The sequence below is a fragment of the Allobosea sp. genome (genome assembly GCF_030695125.1).
Classification (GTDB): Bacteria; Pseudomonadota; Alphaproteobacteria; order Rhizobiales; family Beijerinckiaceae; genus Allobosea.
This window is the reverse complement of the sequence record NZ_JAUYTP010000036.1, coordinates 105,540-123,808: the sequence shown is the minus strand read 5'-3', so window position 1 is coordinate 123,808 and position 18,269 is coordinate 105,540. Positions and strand designations below refer to the sequence as shown.

The window sequence follows — 18,269 nt, the reverse complement described above, 5'->3', positions numbered from 1 at the left end:
TCAGCCCTTCACGTCCATCGCCGAGCGCAGACCGTCGGAAAGCAGGTTGAACGAGATCGAGGTGATGAAGATCGCCGCTCCGGGCAGCGCCGCCACCCAGGGCTGCACATAGATCGCGGTGCGCAGCGTGTTCAGCATCAGCCCCCATTCCGGCGTCGGTGGCTTGGTGCCCAGACCGAGGAAGGACAGGCCCGAGGCCAGGATCATCGAGACCGAGATCAGGCTCGTCGCATAGACGAAGATGGGGCCCAGCACATTGCCGAGCACATGGACGCGGATGATCGTGATCGCGTTGGCGCCGCTGGCACGCGCCGCCTCGACATAGTCCATCGAGCGAACCTGCGTGGTGACGCTCTCGGCGATGCGCGCGATCGGCGGGATGAAGACGATGGTCAGTGACAGCAGCGAATTCGTGATGCCGGCGCCCAGCGCACCCGAGAGCGCGATCGCCAGCAGCACGGAGGGGAAGGCGTAGAACACATCGACCGTGCGCATGGTGATGGTGTTGAACTTCCCACCGAAGAAGCCCGCGGCGACCCCGATGACCGAGCCGATGATGAAGGCGATGAAGACCGGCACCACACCCATGAACAGCGACAGCCTGGCGCCGTGGATCAGGCGGGAGAGCATGTCGCGGCCGAGTTCGTCGGCGCCGAGAGGATAGCCCGGCGTCCCGATCGGCCGCAGGCGGCGCAGCATCGAGGACCGGGTCGGGTCGGCCGGCGCGATGTAATCGGCGAAAATCGCCATCAGGATGATCGCGAGCACGACGAGGCCGGCGCAGACCGCGACCTTGTCGGTCTTGAAGCGGCGCCAGACGCCGGACCAGTAGCCGGGCGACTTCGCCAGGGGCGGCACGATGACGGCGGCCTTGCCTTGCGCAATGGCGGACATCTCAGCGCCTCCGGACGCGCGGGTCGAGCAGACCCTGCAGGATATCGACGAGGACGTTCAGCCCGACGAAGAACATGGCGAGCACGAGGATGGTGCCCTGGAGCAACGGCAGGTCGCGCTGGAAGATGGCGTTGCCGAGCAGGAAGCCGGTGCCGGGCCAGGAGAAGACGGTCTCGATCAGGATCGATCCCCCCAGCAGATAACCGAGCTGCAGGCCCATCACGGCCAGCGCGGTCGGCGCCGCGTTCTTCACGACATGGCGGAAGACACCGAAATCCATCAGCCCCTTGGCCCGCAGCGCCGGCACGAATTCCTGGTTGAGGATGTCGGCGACCAGCGCCCGCACGGTGCGCGCGATGATGCCCATCGGGATCACCGACATCGTGATGGCGGGCAGGATCATGTAGCTGACATGCTCCCAGTCCCATTTCCACGCCGCCGAGCCGCCGGGCCCCGCCCCGCCCGGCGGCAGCCAGCCGAGCTGCACCGAGAACACGATGACCATCACCATGCCCAGCCAGTAATGCGGCACGGAGACGCCGAGCACCGCCAGCATGGAGGCGAACTTGTCGAGGAAGGAGCCGCGGAAATAGCCAGCGACGAAACCGAAGAAGCAGCCGAAGACGAAACCGATGACGGTCGCGAGACCGGCGATCAACAGCGTGTTGCCCACCGCGCGCCAGACCTCGGCCGCGACGGGACGGCCCGTCGCGATCGAGGTGCCGAGATCGCCCTGCAGCGCCTTCAGCAGCCAGAGGCCGAACTGCACCGGCAGCGGCCGGTCGAAGCCGTAGATCTTGCGCAGCTCGTCCTGCATCGCCTGGGAGGCGTCGGGCGGCAGCACCGAGGTCAGCGGGTCGCCCGGCGCGATATGCACCAGCAGGAAACAGAACAGGCTGACGCCGAAGGCGACAGGCAGCACGTAGAGGATGCGCTTGGCGAGGTATTTCAGCATGCGATCCTCACCTGTCATTCCGGGGCGCGGCAAAGCCGCGAACCCGGAATCCACGGCGGGGCACCCCGTTTGAATCAAGCGAACCCATCAGGGCTCGCCCGGTCGTGGGTTCCGGGTTCATCGCTGCGCGATGCCCCGGAATGACAGCGTCGGGTTGCCTGCGCACTCTTTTCCTCACTTCGCCATGGTGATCGGCGAGAAGTCCTGGAACCAGTTCTGCGCCTGGACGAAGCCCTTGACCTTGGGGCTCATGGCGCGCGGGTTGACGTCGTGCGTGACCATCAGGAACAGGGCCTCGTCGACGTATTTCTCGTGGATCTTCTGCAGGACGGCGGTCTGCGCCGTCGCGTCGAAGGTGTTGCGGACCTGGTCGAAGAGCTTGTCCATCTCCGGATCGCAATACATGCCCCAGTTCGTGCCGGCCGGCGGCTGCAGATTGCACTGCAGGTGGCGGACCAGGCCCGTGAAGGGGTCCTGGATGAAGTAGGTGTAGTTCATCCCCGTCGCCTTGCGCGAGGATTCATGATTGGCGCCGGCGCGCCAGATGTTGATCAGCGTGTTCCACTCGACGACCTCGAAGTCGATCTTGATGCCGACCTCGGCGAGGTTCTGCTGGACGAACTCGTTCATCGGCAGCGGCTGCATCTGGCCCGAACCCGAGGGCGCGATCAGGATCTTGGTCTGGACCGGCTTGGCCGGCGAGAAACCGGCCTCGGCGAGGAGCTTCTTGGCCTCGGCCTGGTCGAGCTTGAGCTTGAACTTCGGGTTGCCGAACCACTGGTGGCCGGGCGGGTAGAAACCCTCGGCCGGGATCATCAGGCCGCCGAGCAGCTCCTTCAGGCCCTGCCGGTCGACGGCGAGGTTGGCGGCCTTGCGGACGCGGATGTCGTTCCAGGGCGAGCCCTCGGCGCGCGAGAGATGCCAGGTCCAGTTGTGCGGGTAGGCGTTGGTGATGATCTGGAAGCCGGCCGTCTTGAGCGAGGGGATCAGATCCGGCGACGGCGCCTCGATCCAGTCCACCTGCCCGGCCCGCAGCGCCGCGGCGCGCGCATTGGCCTCCGGCAGCGGCAGCAGCACCATCTTGTCGAGCTTGGGCACGCGGGCCTTGTCCCAGTAGCCCGGGAAGGGCGAGAGCTCGGCGCGCTCGCGCGGCTGGAAGGCGGTGAGCTGCCACGGGCCGGTGCCGGACGGGGTCTTGGCGAAGGCCTCCCAGCTCTTGCCGAGCTTCTCCCACTGCGCCGGCGAGGACATCATCACCCAGGCGATCTGGTAGGGCAGCGTGGCGTCGGGCGCCTTGGTGGTGATCTCGACCTTGTACTTGTCGATCACCTTGTAGGAGGCGACGGCGGGAATGCGCGAGCGGCCCTGCGCCGCCTGGCGCTGATCGAACTGCGGCGAGTCGTTCTTCAGGAGCTTGTCGAGGTTCCAGACCACGGCATCGGCGGTGAACTCCGAGCCGTCATGGAACTTGACGCCTTCGCGCAGCACGAAGGTCCATTTGGTCTTGTCGGTTGCATCGACCGACCAGCTCGAGGCCAGTCCCGGCGTCAGGTCGGAGGCCTTGTCGGCCTTGCTGAGGTCCCAGTTGATGAGCGCGTCATAGAGCGTGTAGCCCATGAAGCGCATGCCCTCGCCGCCCTGGTCGGTCTGGCCGGTGGTCAGCGGGATGTCGGAGGCGGTCATGCCGATCCGAAGCGTGCCCTGGGCTTGCGCCGATGCGGCGAAGAGGGAGACGCCGGCGGCGAGGGTCAGGGCAAGGGCGCTGCGGATCATGGGGGGCTCCGGTTTGGATGGGTTCCAGGCTGGCTTCGCAAGGGCTGTGCCAGCCGCACGCGGCACCCTCCCCAACGTCATGCTCGCCCTGGTAGCGAGCCTCCACGTCTCGCCCATCGTCACCGACGACGAAGCCGTGGATGGTCGGGACGAGCCCGACCATGACGACAGAGGCAGGCTGCCGCGGGGCGGAAGCGATCAGTCCATCGACATCGGAGCGAGGTCGATGAACCAGCTCTTCGGCTGGACGACGCCCTTGACCTTGGCGCTCATCGCGCGCGGGCCGACGTCATGGGCCACCCAGACGAAGGGCGCTTCCTCGACGATGCGGGCATGGAGCTTGGCGAGCGCCGCATCGCGCGCCGTCCCGTCGAAGCTGGTGCGGGCGTCGGCGATGAGCTTGTCGAACTCGTCATTGCCGAAATAGCCCCAGTTGTTGGAGACCGGCGGGAAGGTCTTGGTCGAGGTGAAGCGCACCATGGCGAAGAACGGGTCCATCGCCGCGAAGGTGACGTTGGTGGCGTTGGCGCCGCGGGCGTTGGCGTGCTTGGCGCCCTCGCGCCAGTTGGTGAAGACGGCGTTCCATTCGCCGACCTCGAGCGCGACGTCGAAGAAGCACTCCTTCAGCGCCTGCTGCATGAACTCGTTCATCGGCAGGGGCTGCATCTGGCCCGAACCCGAGGCCGAGGTCAGCACCTTCACCTTCGCCGGCTTGGCGGTCGAATAGCCGGCTTCCGTCATCAGCTTCTTGGCCGCCGCGAGATCGTATTTGATGTCGAAGCTGGGGTTGCCCCACCAGGGATGGCCGGGGGGAACGGTGCCCTTCGGGATCTCCATCAGCCCGCCGAGCAGCGTCTTCAGCTCCTCGCGGTTGATGCAGAGATTGGCGGCGTGGCGGACGCGCTTGTCGACCCAGGGCGAGCCCTCGACGAAGGAGAGCTGCCAGGGCCAGACATGCGGCTGGGCGTTGGTGTAGACGGTGAAACCGCGCTGCTTGATCTGCGGCACGGCGTCCGGCGAAGGCGACTCGATCCAGTCCACCTGGCCCGAGAGCAGGGCCGCGGTGCGGGCATTGGCCTCCGGCAGCGGCAGCAGCACGACACGGTCGATCTTCGGCACGCGCTTGGGGTCCCAATAGGCCTTGTTGGCGACCATCTCGAAACGCTCGCGCGGCGACAGCCTGACGCCCTTGAACGGGCCTGTGCCGGACGGATCGGCCGAGAAGGCCGCCCAGGCCTGCTTGGCGCGCTCGGCCGGATCGGTGACCGAGGCCGGGACGGCGGCGAGCTTGGCAGCCCAGTGCGCCGGGGACGCCATGAACAGATTGGTCAGGTTGATCGGCAGGAAGGCGTCGGGCTCGCTCGTGGTCAGCTCGACGGTGAGCGGGTCGATCGCGCGGGCGCTGCGCAGCGTCGGCATGCGCGAGACGGTGACGCCGATCTGGTCCGGCGCGAAATGCGCGGCTTCCTTGTTGAGGACCTTGTCGACGTTCCAGACGACGGCGGCGGCGGTGAAATCGGAGCCGTCCTGGAACTTGACGCCCGGACGCAGCTTGAAGGTCCACTTCGTCTTGTCGGTGGCGTCGACCGCCCATTCGGTGGCCAGGCCGGGGATGACGACGCTCGCCTTCTCGGCGGAGGAGAGATCCCAATGGGTCAGCGCGTCATACATCGGGATGCCGGTGAAGCGGTTGCCCTCGAAGCCCTGGTCGGGCTGGCCGTGGGTCCGCGGAATGTCCGCTGCCGTCATGCCGATGCGCAGGACCTTCTCCTGGGCGAGCGCGCCGGTGACGAGCGCCGTCGAAAGGCCGAGGCCGAGAAGGGCCGAGCGGGTGAAGCTGGATACGGACACGTTTTTCTCCCCTGTGGTTGGCCGCGCGCTCCTGCGAGCGGCGGCACGAGGTTAGCAACGGGCATGCCAGAGGGCCGCCCCCGGTTTGGCCGGCGGCAGCGCGCCCCTCGCGCCTGCATCCGGATTGAACAGGAGGCGACGGCCCGCATACGCGGCCCCTATTTTGCTCATGAAACAGGCGAATTGACTACCATTGCGGCAATCAATGGAAATCCCGGGATTTCGGCAGGATCCGAACGTCGCGGGGGTGACGGCCGCGCGGGGCCTGGGGATGCTTGAACTCGTCCGCCCGCGTCAGGGTGATCGTGGCGCTGTGGCTCTCGGACAGGCTCGCGAGATCGGCCGTGCGGTCGACGACGCGCTGGGCCATCAGATGGACCACGCCTTCGGGGCTCTTCTGCACCCTTCCCTCGATCTGCAGCAGGCGCCCGCTCATCACCTCGCGCCGGAAGCGCTCGAACAGGCGCGCCCAGAGCAGGATGTTGGCGATGCCGGTCTCGTCCTCCAGCGTGATGAAGATCGCCTTGCCATTGCCGGGGCGCTGGCGGACCAACACGACGCCGGCGGTCGCGGCCCAACTGCCGTCGGGGCGGCCTTCGAGCTCGGCGCAGCTCAGCACGCGGTCGCGCCGGAAGAGCGGCCGCAGCATTCCCATCGGGTGGCCCTTCAGCGAGAGCCGGACCGTCTGGTAGTCGGCGACGATCTGCTGCGGCAGCGGCATGATCGGCAGCGGGACGGCCGGCTCCTCGCCCAGTTCGCGGGCCTGGGCGGCGGCGAAGAGCGGCAGGGCCTCGTCGTCCGGCAGGCGGCGCACGGCCCAGAGCGCCTCGCGGCGGTCGAGCCCGAGCGAGCGGAAGGCGTCGGCATCGGCGAGCAGCCGCATGGCGCGGCCCGGCAGATCGGCCCGGCGCATCAACTCCTCGACATCGGCGTAGCCCCCGCCCCGCCGCGCCGCGATGCGCAGGCCCCATTCCTCGCGGAATCCGTCGATCTGGCGGAAGCCGAGGCGCAGGGCGAAGGGGCTCCGTCGCTTCCCGCCCCCCTCAGCCCTCATCCTGAGGAGCGCCGCAGGCGCGTCTCGAAGGATGGCCGGAGAGGCTCCCGAGGCATCTGGACCATCCTTCGAGACGCCGCTGCGCGGCTCCTCAGGATGAGGGCTGGGAGTTTCCGAAGACCCTCCCCGGTCATCCCGGACGGAGCGAAGCGGAGATCCGGGATCCATTCCGGAGCCTTTATCGGAGAAGTTCCGGAATGGATCCCGGGTCTCCCTGCGGTCGCCCGGGATGACGGCGCTTCCCTTTTCAACGTGATCGACACGCTCCAACCCATTGTCCCAGAAACTGAAATTCACATCGATCGCGCGTGGCTCGACGCCGCCGACCTCCTGCGCCTCGCGCACGATCTGGGCGGGGGCATAGAAGCCCATGGGCTGCGCGTTCAACAGCGCGCAGGCGAAGGCCGCCGGGTGATGGCATTTCAGCCAGGAGGAGATGTAGACCAGCTTGGCGAAGGAGGCGGCGTGGCTTTCGGGGAAGCCGTAGCTGCCGAAGCCCTTGATCTGGTCGAAGCAGCGCTGGGCGAAATCGCGCTCATAGCCGCGCGCCACCATCCGCTCGACCATCATGTCCTGATAGTTGCCGATGCTGCCGTCACTGCGGAAGGTCGCCATCGCCTTACGCAGGCCATTCGCCTCGCTGTCTGTGAATTTCGCGGCGACCATGGCGAGCTTCATCGCCTGCTCCTGGAAGAGCGGCACGCCCTTGGTCTTGTTCAGCACCTGGAAGAGCTCGTCGGCGGGCCCGTGCTCCGGGGCCGGCGCGGGATAATGTACCGGCTCGATCCCGGCGCGGCGCCGCAGATAGGGGTGGACCATGTCGCCCTGGATCGGGCCGGGGCGGACGATCGCGACCTGGATGACGAGGTCGTAGAGGATGCGCGGCTTCAGGCGCGGCAGCATGTTCATCTGCGCCCGGCTCTCGACCTGGAAGACGCCGAGCGACTGGCCCCGGCAGAGCATGTCGTAGGTCGGCCCGTCGTCCCTGGGGATGTCGGCTAGCCCCATCTCGAGGCCCTCATGCTGCCGCAGCAGGTCGAAGGCCTTGCGGATGCAGGTCAGCATGCCCAGCGCGAGCACATCGACCTTCATCAGGCGCAGTTCGTCGATGTCGTCCTTGTCCCATTCGATGAAGGTGCGGTCCGCCATCGCGGCATTGCCGACCGGCACCATCTCGTCGAGGCGCCCGCGCGCCAGCACGAAGCCGCCGACATGCTGCGAGAGATGGCGCGGGAAGCCGAGCAGGCGGATGGCGAAATCGACCGCGCGGCGGATCGTGGGGTTGGCGGGGTCGAGCCCGGCCTGGCGGACGCGGTCGTCGCCGATCTCCGTGCCCCAGCTGCCCCATTGCGTGCCGGCGATGCGGGCGGTGACGTCCTCGGTCAGCCCCAGCGCCTTGCCGACATCCCGGATGGCGCTGCGCGGGCGGTAGCGGATGACGGTTGCGACGATGCCGGCGCGGTGGCGGCCATAGCGCTCATAGATCCACTGGATCACCTCCTCGCGCCGCTCATGCTCGAAATCGACATCGATATCGGGCGGCTCGCGGCGCTGCGTCGAGATGAAGCGCTCGAACAGCACGTCGCTCTCGGTGGGGTCGACCGCGGTGATGCCGAGCACATAGCAGACGGCGGAATTGGCGGCCGAACCCCGGCCCTGGCAGAGGATGCCGCGGCTGACGGCGAATTCGACGATCTGATGGATGGTGAGGAAGTAGCGGGCGTAGTTCAGCCCCGCGATCAAATCGAGCTCCTTGCGCAGCAAGGCCTCGACCTTCTCCGGCACCCCGTTCGGATAGCGGATGACGCAGCAGCGGCGCACCAGTTCCACAAGCCAGGCCTGGTCGCTCCAGCCGGGCGGGACGGGCTCGTCGGGATATTCGTATTCGAGCTGGCCGAGATCGAAGTCGATGCGGGCGAGGAGATGGCGCGTCTCGGCGATCGCCTCGGGGGCATCGCGGAAGAGCCGGATCATCTCCTGGGGCGTCTTGAGATGGCGCTCGGCATTGGCCTCGAGCAGGCGCCCCGCCCGCTCGATCGAGACGCCCTCGCGGATACAGGTCAGCACGTCCTGCAGGTCGCGCTGCTCGGGGGCATCGTAGAGCACGTCGTTGGTCGCCAGCAGCGGGGTGCGGGTCGCGGCGGCGATCGCCTTCAGCCGCGCCAGCCGGCGGCGGTCGTCGCCGCGCCGGTGCATGCTGGCGCTGAGCCAGAGCGAGCCGGGCGCGGCCTCGTCCAGCCGGGCGAGCAGCGCAGGCAGACCGGCGAGATCGCGCGGCGGCATCAGGATCAGCAGGAGATCGCGGGTATCGCTGAGGAGGTCGTCGAGGTTCAGGATGCACTCGCCCTTGCCGGCGCGCCGGTTGCCCTCGCTGAGCAGGCGGCAGAGTCTGCCCCAGCCGCTGCGGTTGGCGGGGTAGACGACGATGTCGGGCGTGCCGTCGGCAAAGACGAGCCGGCTGCCGAGGACAAGCCGAAAGTCCTTTGCCATGGAACGTAACTGATCCGCGGTGAAGGGCAGATCGGCGAAGGCGGGGTTTTCGATCCAGACATGCTCGCCGGGGCTGTCGCCCTCCTTCAGCTTCTCGGCCGGGGGCAGCCCGTCCTCGCGCAGCTGCCGCAGCGCGCTCCAGGCCCGCACCACGCCCGCCACCGTGTTGCGGTCGGCGAGGCCGAGCCCCGCATGGCCGAGCAGCAGCGCGGTGAGCACCAGATTGGGCCCCGGCGAGGCGCCGCGCAGGAAGGAAAAATTCGTCGCGGCAACGAGTTCGGCGAAGGGGCTGAGGACCTGATTCATGCAAACAGCCCATGCAGGAACCAGCGCGGCGGCGCCTGCTCCGGCTCATGGAAGCCGATGCGGAAGAGCCAGAAGCGGCGGCCTGCCGAGTCCTCGACACGGTAATAGTCGCGCATCGGCTCGCTGGAGCCGTCGCGCCACCATTCCGGCGCGATCCGCTCCGGGCCCTCGGCGCGGGCGACATCATGGATGAGCCGGCGCCAGCGGAAGCGGATCGGCGGGCCGTCGGGCACCTCGGCGATGGCCTCCACCGGCTGGGGCGGCTCGAAGATCTGGAGCGGGCGTGTCGGCGGTTCATGCGGAATGGGGGCCGGCCAGGCGATGCCGGCCGGCGGCAGCGCGGCCGAGCGGGCCTTCGCCGCGCGCACGGGATGGTGGCTGTCCTGCGCCACGAAGCGCAGCACCCGGTCGCGGCCGAAGCGCACGACCAGCCGGTCGACGAGATCGGCCACGGCCTCGTCCTCGACGGCGCGGCGGTCGAGGCTCGGCTGGGTTTCGCTCAGCGGCTCGCAGACCGGCACGGCAAGGCGCACCGCATCGAAACCGAAACCGGGATCGAGCGGGTCGGAGAGGCTCTCGACGCGCTCGCGCCAGAGCCGCAGGATGGCCTTGCCGTCGCGCGTCGGGCGCCCGGTCTCGATCACCAGCCGCCGCACCGCCCCGTCGCTGCGATGGAAGCCGAGTTCGAAGACGCGCCCGCCCTCGCCGCGCTGTTCCAGCACCCGCGCGGCCTCCGCGATCAGCCGGGCGACGACCTCCTGCAGCCCGTCGAGATCGAGCATCGGCTCGGCGAAATGGCGCTCGACCAGGCAGGCCGGCGGCGGGCGCAGCGGCGTGAGGCGGGCATCCTCATGGCCGAGCGTGCGCCGCAGCCGCGTCACCAGATCCTCGCCGAAGCGGGCCGACAGCCCCTTGGAGGGGCGCTCGGCGAGATCGGCCAGCGTCCTCAGGCCCGCCCGGGTCAAGGCGAGCGCGGTCTCAGGAGGAAGCTCGAGTGCCGCGACCGGCAGCGGACGCAGCCAGGCCTCGTCCTGCCCGGGCGGCACGATTGCGCCCCGGCCGAAGCGCGCCAGCGCATGGGCGGCTTCCGGCGTGCCCGCGACGGCCGAGCGGAGCGCGAGGCCGCCGCGCTGCATCCAGCGGCCGAGCGTCGCCAGCAGCGCGCCCTCCCCGCCGAAGAGATGGGCGCAGCCGGTGATGTCGAGCAGCAGGCCCTGGGGGCGATCGAGCGCGACCAGCGGGGTGAAGCGATCGCAGAAGGCGGCGAGCCGCATCAAGAGGGCCTCGTCGGCCTCGGGCTCGGCCTCGATCGCGATCAGCCCGGGAATGCGCGCGCGCGCATCGGCCAGGGTCAGGTCCCGCGCCAGCCCCAGCGTCAGAGCCCGGTCGTCCCCCGCGACGAGGCGAAGCGCGTTGCCGCGATGGGCATAGACGACCAGCGGGGCGTCAGCCGGTACGCCGGATGTCGGGACCCGGCCCTCCCGCCGCAGCCGGTCGGTCGGCAGGAAAGGGAACCACAGGGCGAGATAGCGGCGTGGCATCGGGGCTGGCTCTGGGGGAACGGAGGGGCTCGTCGCGGCCGGCAGCGGCCTGACGGTTTCGGACGTCGCTCTGGACAGGGCTCTCCTGGAAAGATTGTCGGTCACGGCTCCACTCCACACGCCACTCGGACTCACCCAGCCCCCCGCGATGCCGCAGCAATTTGAGGCTGAAGGCGGGCGCTCCCGGTGCATTCGCCTCCAGCGCCCGCGACGGCAGGGACGCGACCTGCCAGCGGGTCGAGGCCGCGCTCGGCTGCGGCGCCACGGCGGCGCGCAGCAAAAGCGTGGTCGCGCCCGAGCCTTCCGCCGCCAGGGCCAGGCGCCGGCTCGCGGTCAGATCGAGGCGCCGCGGCGCGCCCCAGGGCTCGATCAGCACCGCCCCCAGCGCCGGGCAGCGGGCGGCCTCGGCGCCGGCGCGGAGCACGCCCTCGGCATCGCGCGCCCGCACCAGCAGGACGCGGGCGGGATCGAGCCCGAGTTCGGTCAGCCCCGGCGGATGCAGCCGGCCGGTCTCGGCATCGACGACATCCTGCCGCACCCAGAGGATCGGGCGCCCGGCCGCGGCCCGGATGGCGAGGCCGACGGCGAATCCCGTTGCCGCCGCGAGATCGGCCGTGGCGGGCGCATAGACCTCGTGCAGGGCCGCGCGGGCGATGCCGCCGCCCAGCGCCGCATCGAGGGCGGGCGCGCCGAAACTCACCTGCCCCACCGCCGCAGGCGCGCCGCGCAGCGCCATCTCGGCGAGATGGCGGCGCAGATCGGTCAGGGAAGCGGGGTCCGGGCGAGGCTGCATGCGGGCTCATGTTCTATATTTGTTCTTTTATAGAACGAGCCCTGGCGGAAAGGCGAGTCGGAGTTGACTCAAAGGGAAGCCAGGCAGCCGGCTGTACCCCGTGCCTAAAGTCGCACCCAGTCCAGATGTCGTGCGCCATGCAGGATGCGCTCGATGACGAGAGCGTCGTCACGGATCGCATGGAAAATCAGATAGCGGCCATGGACGGTGATCCGGACGCCCACGCCGTACTCCTCGCGCAGCGGATAGGCTTCCGGCTGATCGGCGATCCTGGTGCAATGGGCCCGCAGTTCCGCGACGAAGGACAGGGCGCGCCGGGGGCTGTCCGAGGCGATGAACAGCGCGATCTCTTCGAGATCCTTCTCCGCGGACAGCGCGAAGCGGCAGGTCCGGGACACCTACTCGACCATCGCCTTCAGCCGGGCTTCGAGCCGGTCGAACACCGCATCGGCGGAACTGGTCGCTGCGCTCTCCCGGCTTTCGGCAATGGACCGACGAATATCCTCGACTGAAAGCTGGCGCGCCTGCTCCTGGTCATGGCGGATGAGGTCGCGCACGTAATCGCTCGCGCTGGCGTAGTGACCGTCGTCGATGCGACGCTGGACCCAGTCCCGCATCGGGTCGGGCAGAGAGATATTCATCGATGCCATCATCTGTCCTCCGCGGAAGAGAATGGCATCAAATGGCATCAACTGCCATCATCAAAGAGGACACCGGATCGGCAGGGCCATCCGGTGTCCTGTCCGTGCGATCAATTCGCCGTATAGACCAGCTCGCGCTCGGCCTTGGGCGGCAGGAAGGCGCGGGAGAAGATCTCCTCGGGCTTGGGCGTGCGGGCGAGCTGGTAGCCTTCGGCGATGATGCCGATGGCGCTGGCCATGCGGGCGTCCTTGGTGTCGCCGACGCCGATCTCCTTCATCTCCGGCGAGACGATGAGCTCGCTGAAGGAGTATTGCAGGCGCTTCTTCTCGATCGCCTCGTTGACGAGGGCGTCATAGGCCATCACCGCCTTCATGCCGACGGCCTGGTCCTTGGCGATCTCCAGCATCGCCTTGTTGGTGGCGCGCACGAGGCCGGCGACGGCCTTGGGGTTCTCCTTGATCAGCTTCTGCGAGACCATCAGCCCGTTGGAATAGAGATCGAGCCCGAAATCGCCGAAGGTGAGCCAGTTGAAGTCCTTCTCCGGGTCCTGGCGGTTCAGCAGCAGGTTGAAATAGCTGGTGATGTTGAAGACCAGCGCGCCGTCGATGTCGCCCTTGATCAGCAGCGGCTCCTGCAGGTTGGGCGCCATGCTGGTGAGCTTGATCTTGCCCATGTCGAGCCCGTTCTTGCGGGCGAAGACCTCGAGCAGGCGGGTCGTCGGAGTGCCGGGGGCGCCGCCCAGCGTCCTGCCTTCGAGATCCTTCGGTTTGGTGATGCCGGTCGCCTTCTTGCTGGAGATCGCGAAGGGCGGGCGGTTCCAGATCATGTAGACCATGACCGGGTTCTCGCCCGGCTTGGTCGCGGCGTTCTGGATGATGGCATTGACGTCGCCGAAGCCGGCATCATAGGCGCCGCCCATGATGCGGGTGACGGTCGCGCCCGAGCCCTCGCCCTGGTCGATGATGACGTTCAGCCCCTCGGCCTTGTAGTAGCCCTTGTCGCGGGCGACGAAGAAGGCGGCGTCCGAGCCTTGCGTCTTCCAGCCGAGGGTGAAGCGGATCGCGGTCTCCTGCGCCTGGACGGCGCCGGTGAAGGCCAGCCCGGCCAACGCGAGGCCGGCAGCGGCACCGAGGCAGAGTCTTTTCAGCATCTTGTTCCCCTTTTCTGAGACGTTGATTCAAGCATTCCGGCACCGTCTCGCATGGGCTCCCTCGCCGACGATAGCGGCGACCTGCGACCTGCGACCTGCGACCGCTCGATCGCGGGCACTGGCGGAGCCCGGGCGGCCATAAGCGTCGCAACCAAGGGAGCGGCCCTTCGACTGCATGCCCATCATCATCAAAGTGCATGCAATAGTGATGCCATACCACCTCGCCCCGGCACGGCCCCTCCCTCGCCTCCCGGCGATTGCAGCCGCGGATTGCGGCCACCCCGGCCTCGGGGCTAAGACGGGGTCTCACGCATTCGGATTTCGGTGATGACGCGCGAGGACAACCGCAGCCGCCCTGCGACGGACCGGGTCGGGACGATCTGCCGCGCATTGCGCCGCGCCATCATCGAGCAGGCGCTGGAGCCCGGGGCCAAGCTGCCGGAGGACGCGCTCGGCGAGCGCTTCGGCGTCAGCCGCACGATCGCGCGTCATGCGCTGGGTCAGCTCGCCGCCGAGGGGCTGGTCGAGCTGCGCCGCAACCGCATCGCCGTGGTGGCAACGCCGAGCTGGCAGGAGGCGCGGGACGCCTTTGACATCCGCATCGAGCTCGAGCGGCTGGTCGTGCGGCAACTGGCGGGACGACTGACCAAGACGCAGATCGCCGAGCTCCATGCCCATGTCGATGCCGAGGACGAGGCGCGCAACGGCCCCGACGCGATCTCGATCCGCCTCGCGACCGAGTTCCACATCCTGCTCGCCAGCATGACGGAGAGCCCGATCCTGATCCGCTATGTCAGCGAGATCGCCTATCGCTGCTGTCTGACGCTGTCGCTGTTCAGCCGCCCGCATTCCTCCGAATGCGCCATCAACGAGCACCGGCTGCTGATCGACGCGCTCGCCAAGGGCGATGCCGACGCCGTGATGTCGCTGATGCACCACCATCTCGATTCGGTGGCGAGCCGCGCATTGGTCGCCCAGACACGGCCGCGCGGGCGCGACATCATGGACATCCTGGCGCCCTATGCCGAGCCGCCGGCTGACAGCCTCCCCGCCCGGGCTACTGCGCGCGATCGCCGCCTTCACAGGCGGCAACCGGCATGTAAAGTGCATACAGTTTAGTCTCCGTTGAATCTCCGACCCAACAGCTCCGTGCCGATGCCCGACGACAGCGCCTTCGACCTCATCTTCCGGCAGGCGACTCTTCCCGGCGGGACGAGGCCCGTCGACATCGGCGTCCGGCGGGGGCGCTTCGCCGCCATCGCGCCGGTCATCGCGGCGGATGCACCCGAGGTTGTGGTGGGCGGCCGCGCCGTGCTGCCGGGCTTCGTCGACAGCCATGTCCATCTCGACAAGGCCTGCCTGCTCGGGCGCTGCGGGCATCTGCAGGGCGGGCTGAAGGCTGCAATCGCCGCCGTCTCGGCGATGAAGCGCGATTTCACGACGGCTGATGTCTATGAGCGCGGCGCGCAGGTTCTGGAGCGGGCGATCGCCAAGGGCACGACACGCATGCGCAGCCATGTCGAGGTCGATCCGCGCGTGGGCCTGCGCAGCTTCGAGGCGCTGAAGGCGCTGAAGCGCGATTATGCCTGGGCGATCGACCTGTCGCTGTGCGTCTTTCCACAGGAGGGGCTGACCAACGACCCCGGCACCGAGGAACTGCTGGTCCGGGCCCTGCAGGACGGGGCGGACGCGCTCGGCGGCTGCCCCTATACCGACACCGACCCGCACGCGCAGATCGCCCGGCTGTTTGCGCTGGCGACGCGCTTCGATGTCGATCTCGACTTCCATTTGGATTTCGATCTCGATGCGAGCTGGATGCATCTCGACGAGGTCTGCCGCCAGACGACCGTCCATGGCTATGGCGGGCGCGTCGCGATCGGGCATGTCACCAAGCTGTCCTCGCTGCCGCCCGAAGCTTTTATGCGAGCCGCCGAGCGGCTGGCGAAAGCGGGCGTCGCGGTGACGGTCCTGCCCGCGACCGACGTCTATCTGCTCGGCCGGGAGGCGACCCATGACGTGCCGCGCGGGCTGACGCCGGCGCACCGGCTGTTGGCGCAAGGCGTGACCTGCTCGGTGGCGACCAACAATGTCCTCAACCCGTTCACCCCCTTCGGCGATGCCTCGCTGCTGCGAATGGCGAATTTCTACGCCAATGTCGCGCAGGTCGGCCCGGAGGGCTTCGATGCCTGCATCGACCTCGTGACGGCGCTGCCGGCGCGGTTGATGAACCTCAGGGATTACGGCATCGCCATCGGCAACCCGGCCGACCTGATCGTGCTCGACGCCCCGACGCAGGCCGAGGCGCTGGCGGGCCTGGCCGAGCCGATCATGGGCTTCAAGAACGGGCGGCAGAGCTTTTCGCGGCCGGCGGCGCAGCTGCACGCCCCAAGCCAGCCGCGCGCCGCGTTGCGAGCCGTCGCAGGCTGAGGCGGCGCTCGGCTAGCGAACGACGACGCCCCGTCCGCGGCCGCGGCAGGAGCAGGGCTGGCCGAGCAGGGCCGTACGACCGAGCCGGCAGGTGGTGCGCGGGGTTTCGCAGAACCGCCCGACGGCTTGAACGCGCGGGCGGCTCTCAAGACCATAGCCACTCGCGCCTGAGGATGGAGGCCTTCCATAATCGATCGGCGGGCCGGCGCCCGGGATTCCGCCGCCACTCGACCGGAGGCGGAGATCCGGCACCGAATCCGAGAGCGAGGGTGGCCCCAGCCCCTGGCGCGGACCGCCCGGCACGAGCGGCCCGGTGCCGGGCGTTCCGACGCCCTGCGCCAGACCGAGGGTCGGACCGATCAGAAGGGCAAACATCGCCAGGGCGGCAGTTCCGGCACGCAGCATGTCGATGGTCTCCCGAGCCTGGCTGGCCATCTCGGCCGCTCCGTCCTGGCTCAACCCCACCTTGCCAGACAGGTTCCGTGCGTCAGCTTCGATGACGGCCATCGTGACGATGGCCGCTGCCTCACTCGGCCGCCGTTCCCATCGCCTGCCGCAGCGGCGCGACCTGCGCCTCGTGCAGCGCCCGGTAGGGCCCATTGGCCCGCAGCAGCTCGTCATGGCGGCCCTGCTCGGCGATGCCAGCCTGCGTCACGACGACGATGCGGTCGGCATGGCGGATGGTGGCGAGGCGATGGGCGATGACCAGCGTGGTGCGCCCCTCGGAGAGCTCGGTCAGGGACTGCTGGATCGCGGCTTCCGTCTCGGTGTCGAGCGCCGAGGTCGCCTCGTCGAGGATCAGGATCGGCGGGTTCTTCAGGAAGATGCGGGCGATGGCGAGGCGCTGCTTCTGTCCACCGGAGAGCTTGACGCCGCGCTCGCCGATCACCGTATCGAGCCCCGCCGGCAGGTCGGCGATCATCGTCTCGAGCCGCGCGCGGCGGGCGGCCTCGGTGATCTCCGCCTCACTGGCATCGAGGCGGCCATAGGCGATGTTCTCGCGGATGGTGCCGGCGAAGAGGAAGACGTCCTGCTGGACGATGCCGATCTGGCGGCGCAGCGAGGCGAGCGTCAGCTTGCGGATGTCGTGGCCGTCGACGGTGATGCGACCGGAATCGACCTCGTAGAAGCGCGGCAGCAGCGAGAGCAGCGTCGTCTTGCCGGCGCCGGAGGGGCCGACGAAGGCGACCGTCTCGCCGGCCGCGACCAAGAGTTCGATTCCCGAGAGAACCGGCCGCTCCTTCGCATAGCCGAAGCCGACGTCCTCGAAGCGGATGTCGCCCTTGAGCGACGGCGCCTCGATCGCGTCGGGCGCATCGGCGATGTCGGGCTCGGTCGCGAGCAGCTCCTGATAGCGCTGGAAGCCGGCGATGCCCTTCGGATAGGTCTCAATCACGCTCGCGATCTTGTCGAGGGGGCGATAGAACACGCCGACCAGCAGCAGGAAGCCGACGAAGCCGCCTACGCTGAGACTGCCCTGCACGACGTAATAGGTCCCGGCCAGCATCACCGCGAGCTGGACCATGCGCATGCCCAGATAATTGACGGCCTGGCTGGCGGCCATGATCCGGTAGGCTTCGAGCTTGGTGGTGCGGTAGCGCTGGTTGTCGCCGGCGAAGAGCGCGCGCTCATGGGCCTCGTTGGCGAAGGCCTGGACGACGCGCATGCCGCCAATGTTCTCCTCCAGCCGCGCATTAAAGGCGCCGACCCGGCCGAACTGGATGCGCCAGTTCTGGGCCATCAGCGCGCCGTAGCGCGCCACGATGAAGCCGGCGAGCGGGACAATCAGGGCCGTGATCAGGGCGAGTTGCGGATGCACATAGAGCATCAGCAGGAAGGCGCCGATGAAGGTCATGATCGCGATGAACAGGTCTTCCGGCCCGTGATGGGCGACCTCGCCGATCTCCTCGAGATCCTTGGTGACGCGGGCGACGAGATGGCCGGTCTTCTGCTCGTCATAGAAGCGGAAGGAGAGCTTCTGGAGATGGTCGAAGGCGCGCCGGCGCATCTCCGTCTCGATGTTGATGCCGAGCTTGTGGCCCCAATAGGTGACGATCGCCATCAGCCCGGAATTGACGGCGTAGACGACCAGCAGGGCTAAGCCCGCCAGCATGATCAGCGGCCAGTCGCCGCGCGGCAGCAGCAGGTCGACGAAGGCCTTCACCGCCATGGGGAAGCCGAGTTCCAGCAGTCCCGACAGCACCGCGCAGCCGAAATCGACCAGGAACAGCGCCCGGTGCGGCCGGTAATAGGCGAAGAACTCCTTCAGCATGGCGACTTTCTAGAGCAGGCATGGACGGCACGGAACCACCGCGTCATCCCGGACAATCCGAGCATGCGGCGCTGACCCGGGATCTCGCAGGGCCCCGGAGCTTGACGATGGATCCCGGGGC

At 68.4% G+C, this 18,269-nt stretch carries 13 protein-coding genes; 2 read left to right on the top strand and 11 right to left on the bottom strand.

The window, feature by feature from the left end:
* The 10 genes from Q8S38_RS15145 to Q8S38_RS15100 form a co-directional block, all read right to left on the bottom strand.
* Nucleotides 1–894, bottom strand: coding sequence for an ABC transporter permease (locus Q8S38_RS15145; RefSeq protein ID WP_305681255.1), 894 nt, complete (start codon nt 892–894; stop codon nt 1–3).
* A gap of 1 nt (nt 895) precedes the next feature.
* Entirely contained in the window at nt 896–1,849 is a 954-nt protein-coding gene (locus tag Q8S38_RS15140) for an ABC transporter permease (protein ID WP_305681254.1), read from the bottom strand.
* 174 nt (nt 1,850–2,023) lie between these two features.
* On the bottom strand, nt 2,024–3,622 hold the full coding sequence (locus tag Q8S38_RS15135) for an ABC transporter substrate-binding protein (protein WP_305681253.1): 1,599 nt from the start codon (nt 3,620–3,622) through the stop codon (nt 2,024–2,026).
* A gap of 198 nt (nt 3,623–3,820) precedes the next feature.
* Nucleotides 3,821–5,473, bottom strand: a complete 1,653-nt coding sequence (locus Q8S38_RS15130; protein WP_305681252.1) for an ABC transporter substrate-binding protein — start codon at nt 5,471–5,473, stop codon at nt 3,821–3,823.
* A gap of 202 nt (nt 5,474–5,675) precedes the next feature.
* Entirely contained in the window at nt 5,676–9,323 is a 3,648-nt protein-coding gene (locus Q8S38_RS15125) for an error-prone DNA polymerase (protein WP_305681251.1), read from the bottom strand.
* The gene (locus Q8S38_RS15120) at nt 9,320–10,864 is read right to left on the bottom strand and encodes a Y-family DNA polymerase (RefSeq protein ID WP_305681250.1); all 1,545 of its coding nucleotides are present in this window, start codon (nt 10,862–10,864) and stop codon (nt 9,320–9,322) included. The genes Q8S38_RS15125 and Q8S38_RS15120 overlap by 4 nt, the downstream gene beginning before the upstream one ends.
* Entirely contained in the window at nt 10,770–11,657 is an 888-nt protein-coding gene (locus tag Q8S38_RS15115; protein WP_305681249.1) for an ImuA family protein, read from the bottom strand. Before Q8S38_RS15115 ends, Q8S38_RS15120 begins: the two co-directional genes overlap by 95 nt.
* A gap of 104 nt (nt 11,658–11,761) precedes the next feature.
* Nucleotides 11,762–12,055: a type II toxin-antitoxin system RelE/ParE family toxin gene (locus tag Q8S38_RS15110; protein WP_305681248.1), complete on the bottom strand. Its 294-nt coding sequence runs from the start codon at nt 12,053–12,055 to the stop codon at nt 11,762–11,764.
* Entirely contained in the window at nt 12,056–12,310 is a 255-nt protein-coding gene (locus Q8S38_RS15105; RefSeq protein ID WP_267518577.1) for a type II toxin-antitoxin system ParD family antitoxin, read from the bottom strand. It abuts the gene before it with no gap.
* 98 nt (nt 12,311–12,408) lie between these two features.
* On the bottom strand, nt 12,409–13,449 hold the full coding sequence (locus tag Q8S38_RS15100) for an ABC transporter substrate-binding protein (RefSeq protein WP_305681247.1): 1,041 nt from the start codon (nt 13,447–13,449) through the stop codon (nt 12,409–12,411).
* A 327-nt stretch (nt 13,450–13,776) separates the two neighbouring features.
* Here Q8S38_RS15100 and Q8S38_RS15095 point away from each other — a divergent pair, with 327 nt between their 5' ends.
* A complete protein-coding gene (locus tag Q8S38_RS15095; protein ID WP_305681246.1) occupies nt 13,777–14,568 on the top strand; it encodes a GntR family transcriptional regulator in 792 nt (263 codons plus the stop codon).
* A gap of 36 nt (nt 14,569–14,604) precedes the next feature.
* Nucleotides 14,605–15,876: an amidohydrolase family protein gene (locus tag Q8S38_RS15090; RefSeq protein ID WP_305681334.1), complete on the top strand. Its 1,272-nt coding sequence runs from the start codon at nt 14,605–14,607 to the stop codon at nt 15,874–15,876.
* A gap of 526 nt (nt 15,877–16,402) precedes the next feature.
* On the opposite strand, the gene Q8S38_RS15085 is transcribed toward Q8S38_RS15090, so the two are convergent.
* Entirely contained in the window at nt 16,403–18,148 is a 1,746-nt protein-coding gene (locus Q8S38_RS15085; RefSeq protein WP_305681245.1) for an ABC transporter ATP-binding protein, read from the bottom strand.
* Between the last annotated feature and the right edge of the window lie 121 nt (nt 18,149–18,269).

Excerpts from the sequence above, each read along its gene's own strand:
- Q8S38_RS15145 (WP_305681255.1), bottom strand. The coding sequence starts at position 894 with ATGTCCGCCATTGCGCAAGGCAAGGCCGCCGTCATCGTGCCGCCCCTG.
- Q8S38_RS15140 (WP_305681254.1), bottom strand. The coding sequence starts at position 1,849 with ATGCTGAAATACCTCGCCAAGCGCATCCTCTACGTGCTGCCTGTCGCC.
- Q8S38_RS15135 (WP_305681253.1), bottom strand. The coding sequence starts at position 3,622 with ATGATCCGCAGCGCCCTTGCCCTGACCCTCGCCGCCGGCGTCTCCCTC.
- Q8S38_RS15125 (WP_305681251.1), bottom strand. The coding sequence starts at position 9,323 with ATGAATCAGGTCCTCAGCCCCTTCGCCGAACTCGTTGCCGCGACGAAT.
- Q8S38_RS15120 (WP_305681250.1), bottom strand. The coding sequence starts at position 10,864 with ATGCCACGCCGCTATCTCGCCCTGTGGTTCCCTTTCCTGCCGACCGAC.
- Q8S38_RS15115 (WP_305681249.1), bottom strand. The coding sequence starts at position 11,657 with ATGCAGCCTCGCCCGGACCCCGCTTCCCTGACCGATCTGCGCCGCCAT.
- Q8S38_RS15105 (WP_267518577.1), bottom strand. The coding sequence starts at position 12,310 with ATGATGGCATCGATGAATATCTCTCTGCCCGACCCGATGCGGGACTGG.
- Q8S38_RS15100 (WP_305681247.1), bottom strand. The coding sequence starts at position 13,449 with ATGCTGAAAAGACTCTGCCTCGGTGCCGCTGCCGGCCTCGCGTTGGCC.
- Q8S38_RS15095 (WP_305681246.1), top strand. The coding sequence starts at position 13,777 with ATGACGCGCGAGGACAACCGCAGCCGCCCTGCGACGGACCGGGTCGGG.
- Q8S38_RS15090 (WP_305681334.1), top strand. The coding sequence starts at position 14,605 with ATGCCCGACGACAGCGCCTTCGACCTCATCTTCCGGCAGGCGACTCTT.
- Q8S38_RS15085 (WP_305681245.1), bottom strand. The coding sequence starts at position 18,148 with ATGCTGAAGGAGTTCTTCGCCTATTACCGGCCGCACCGGGCGCTGTTC.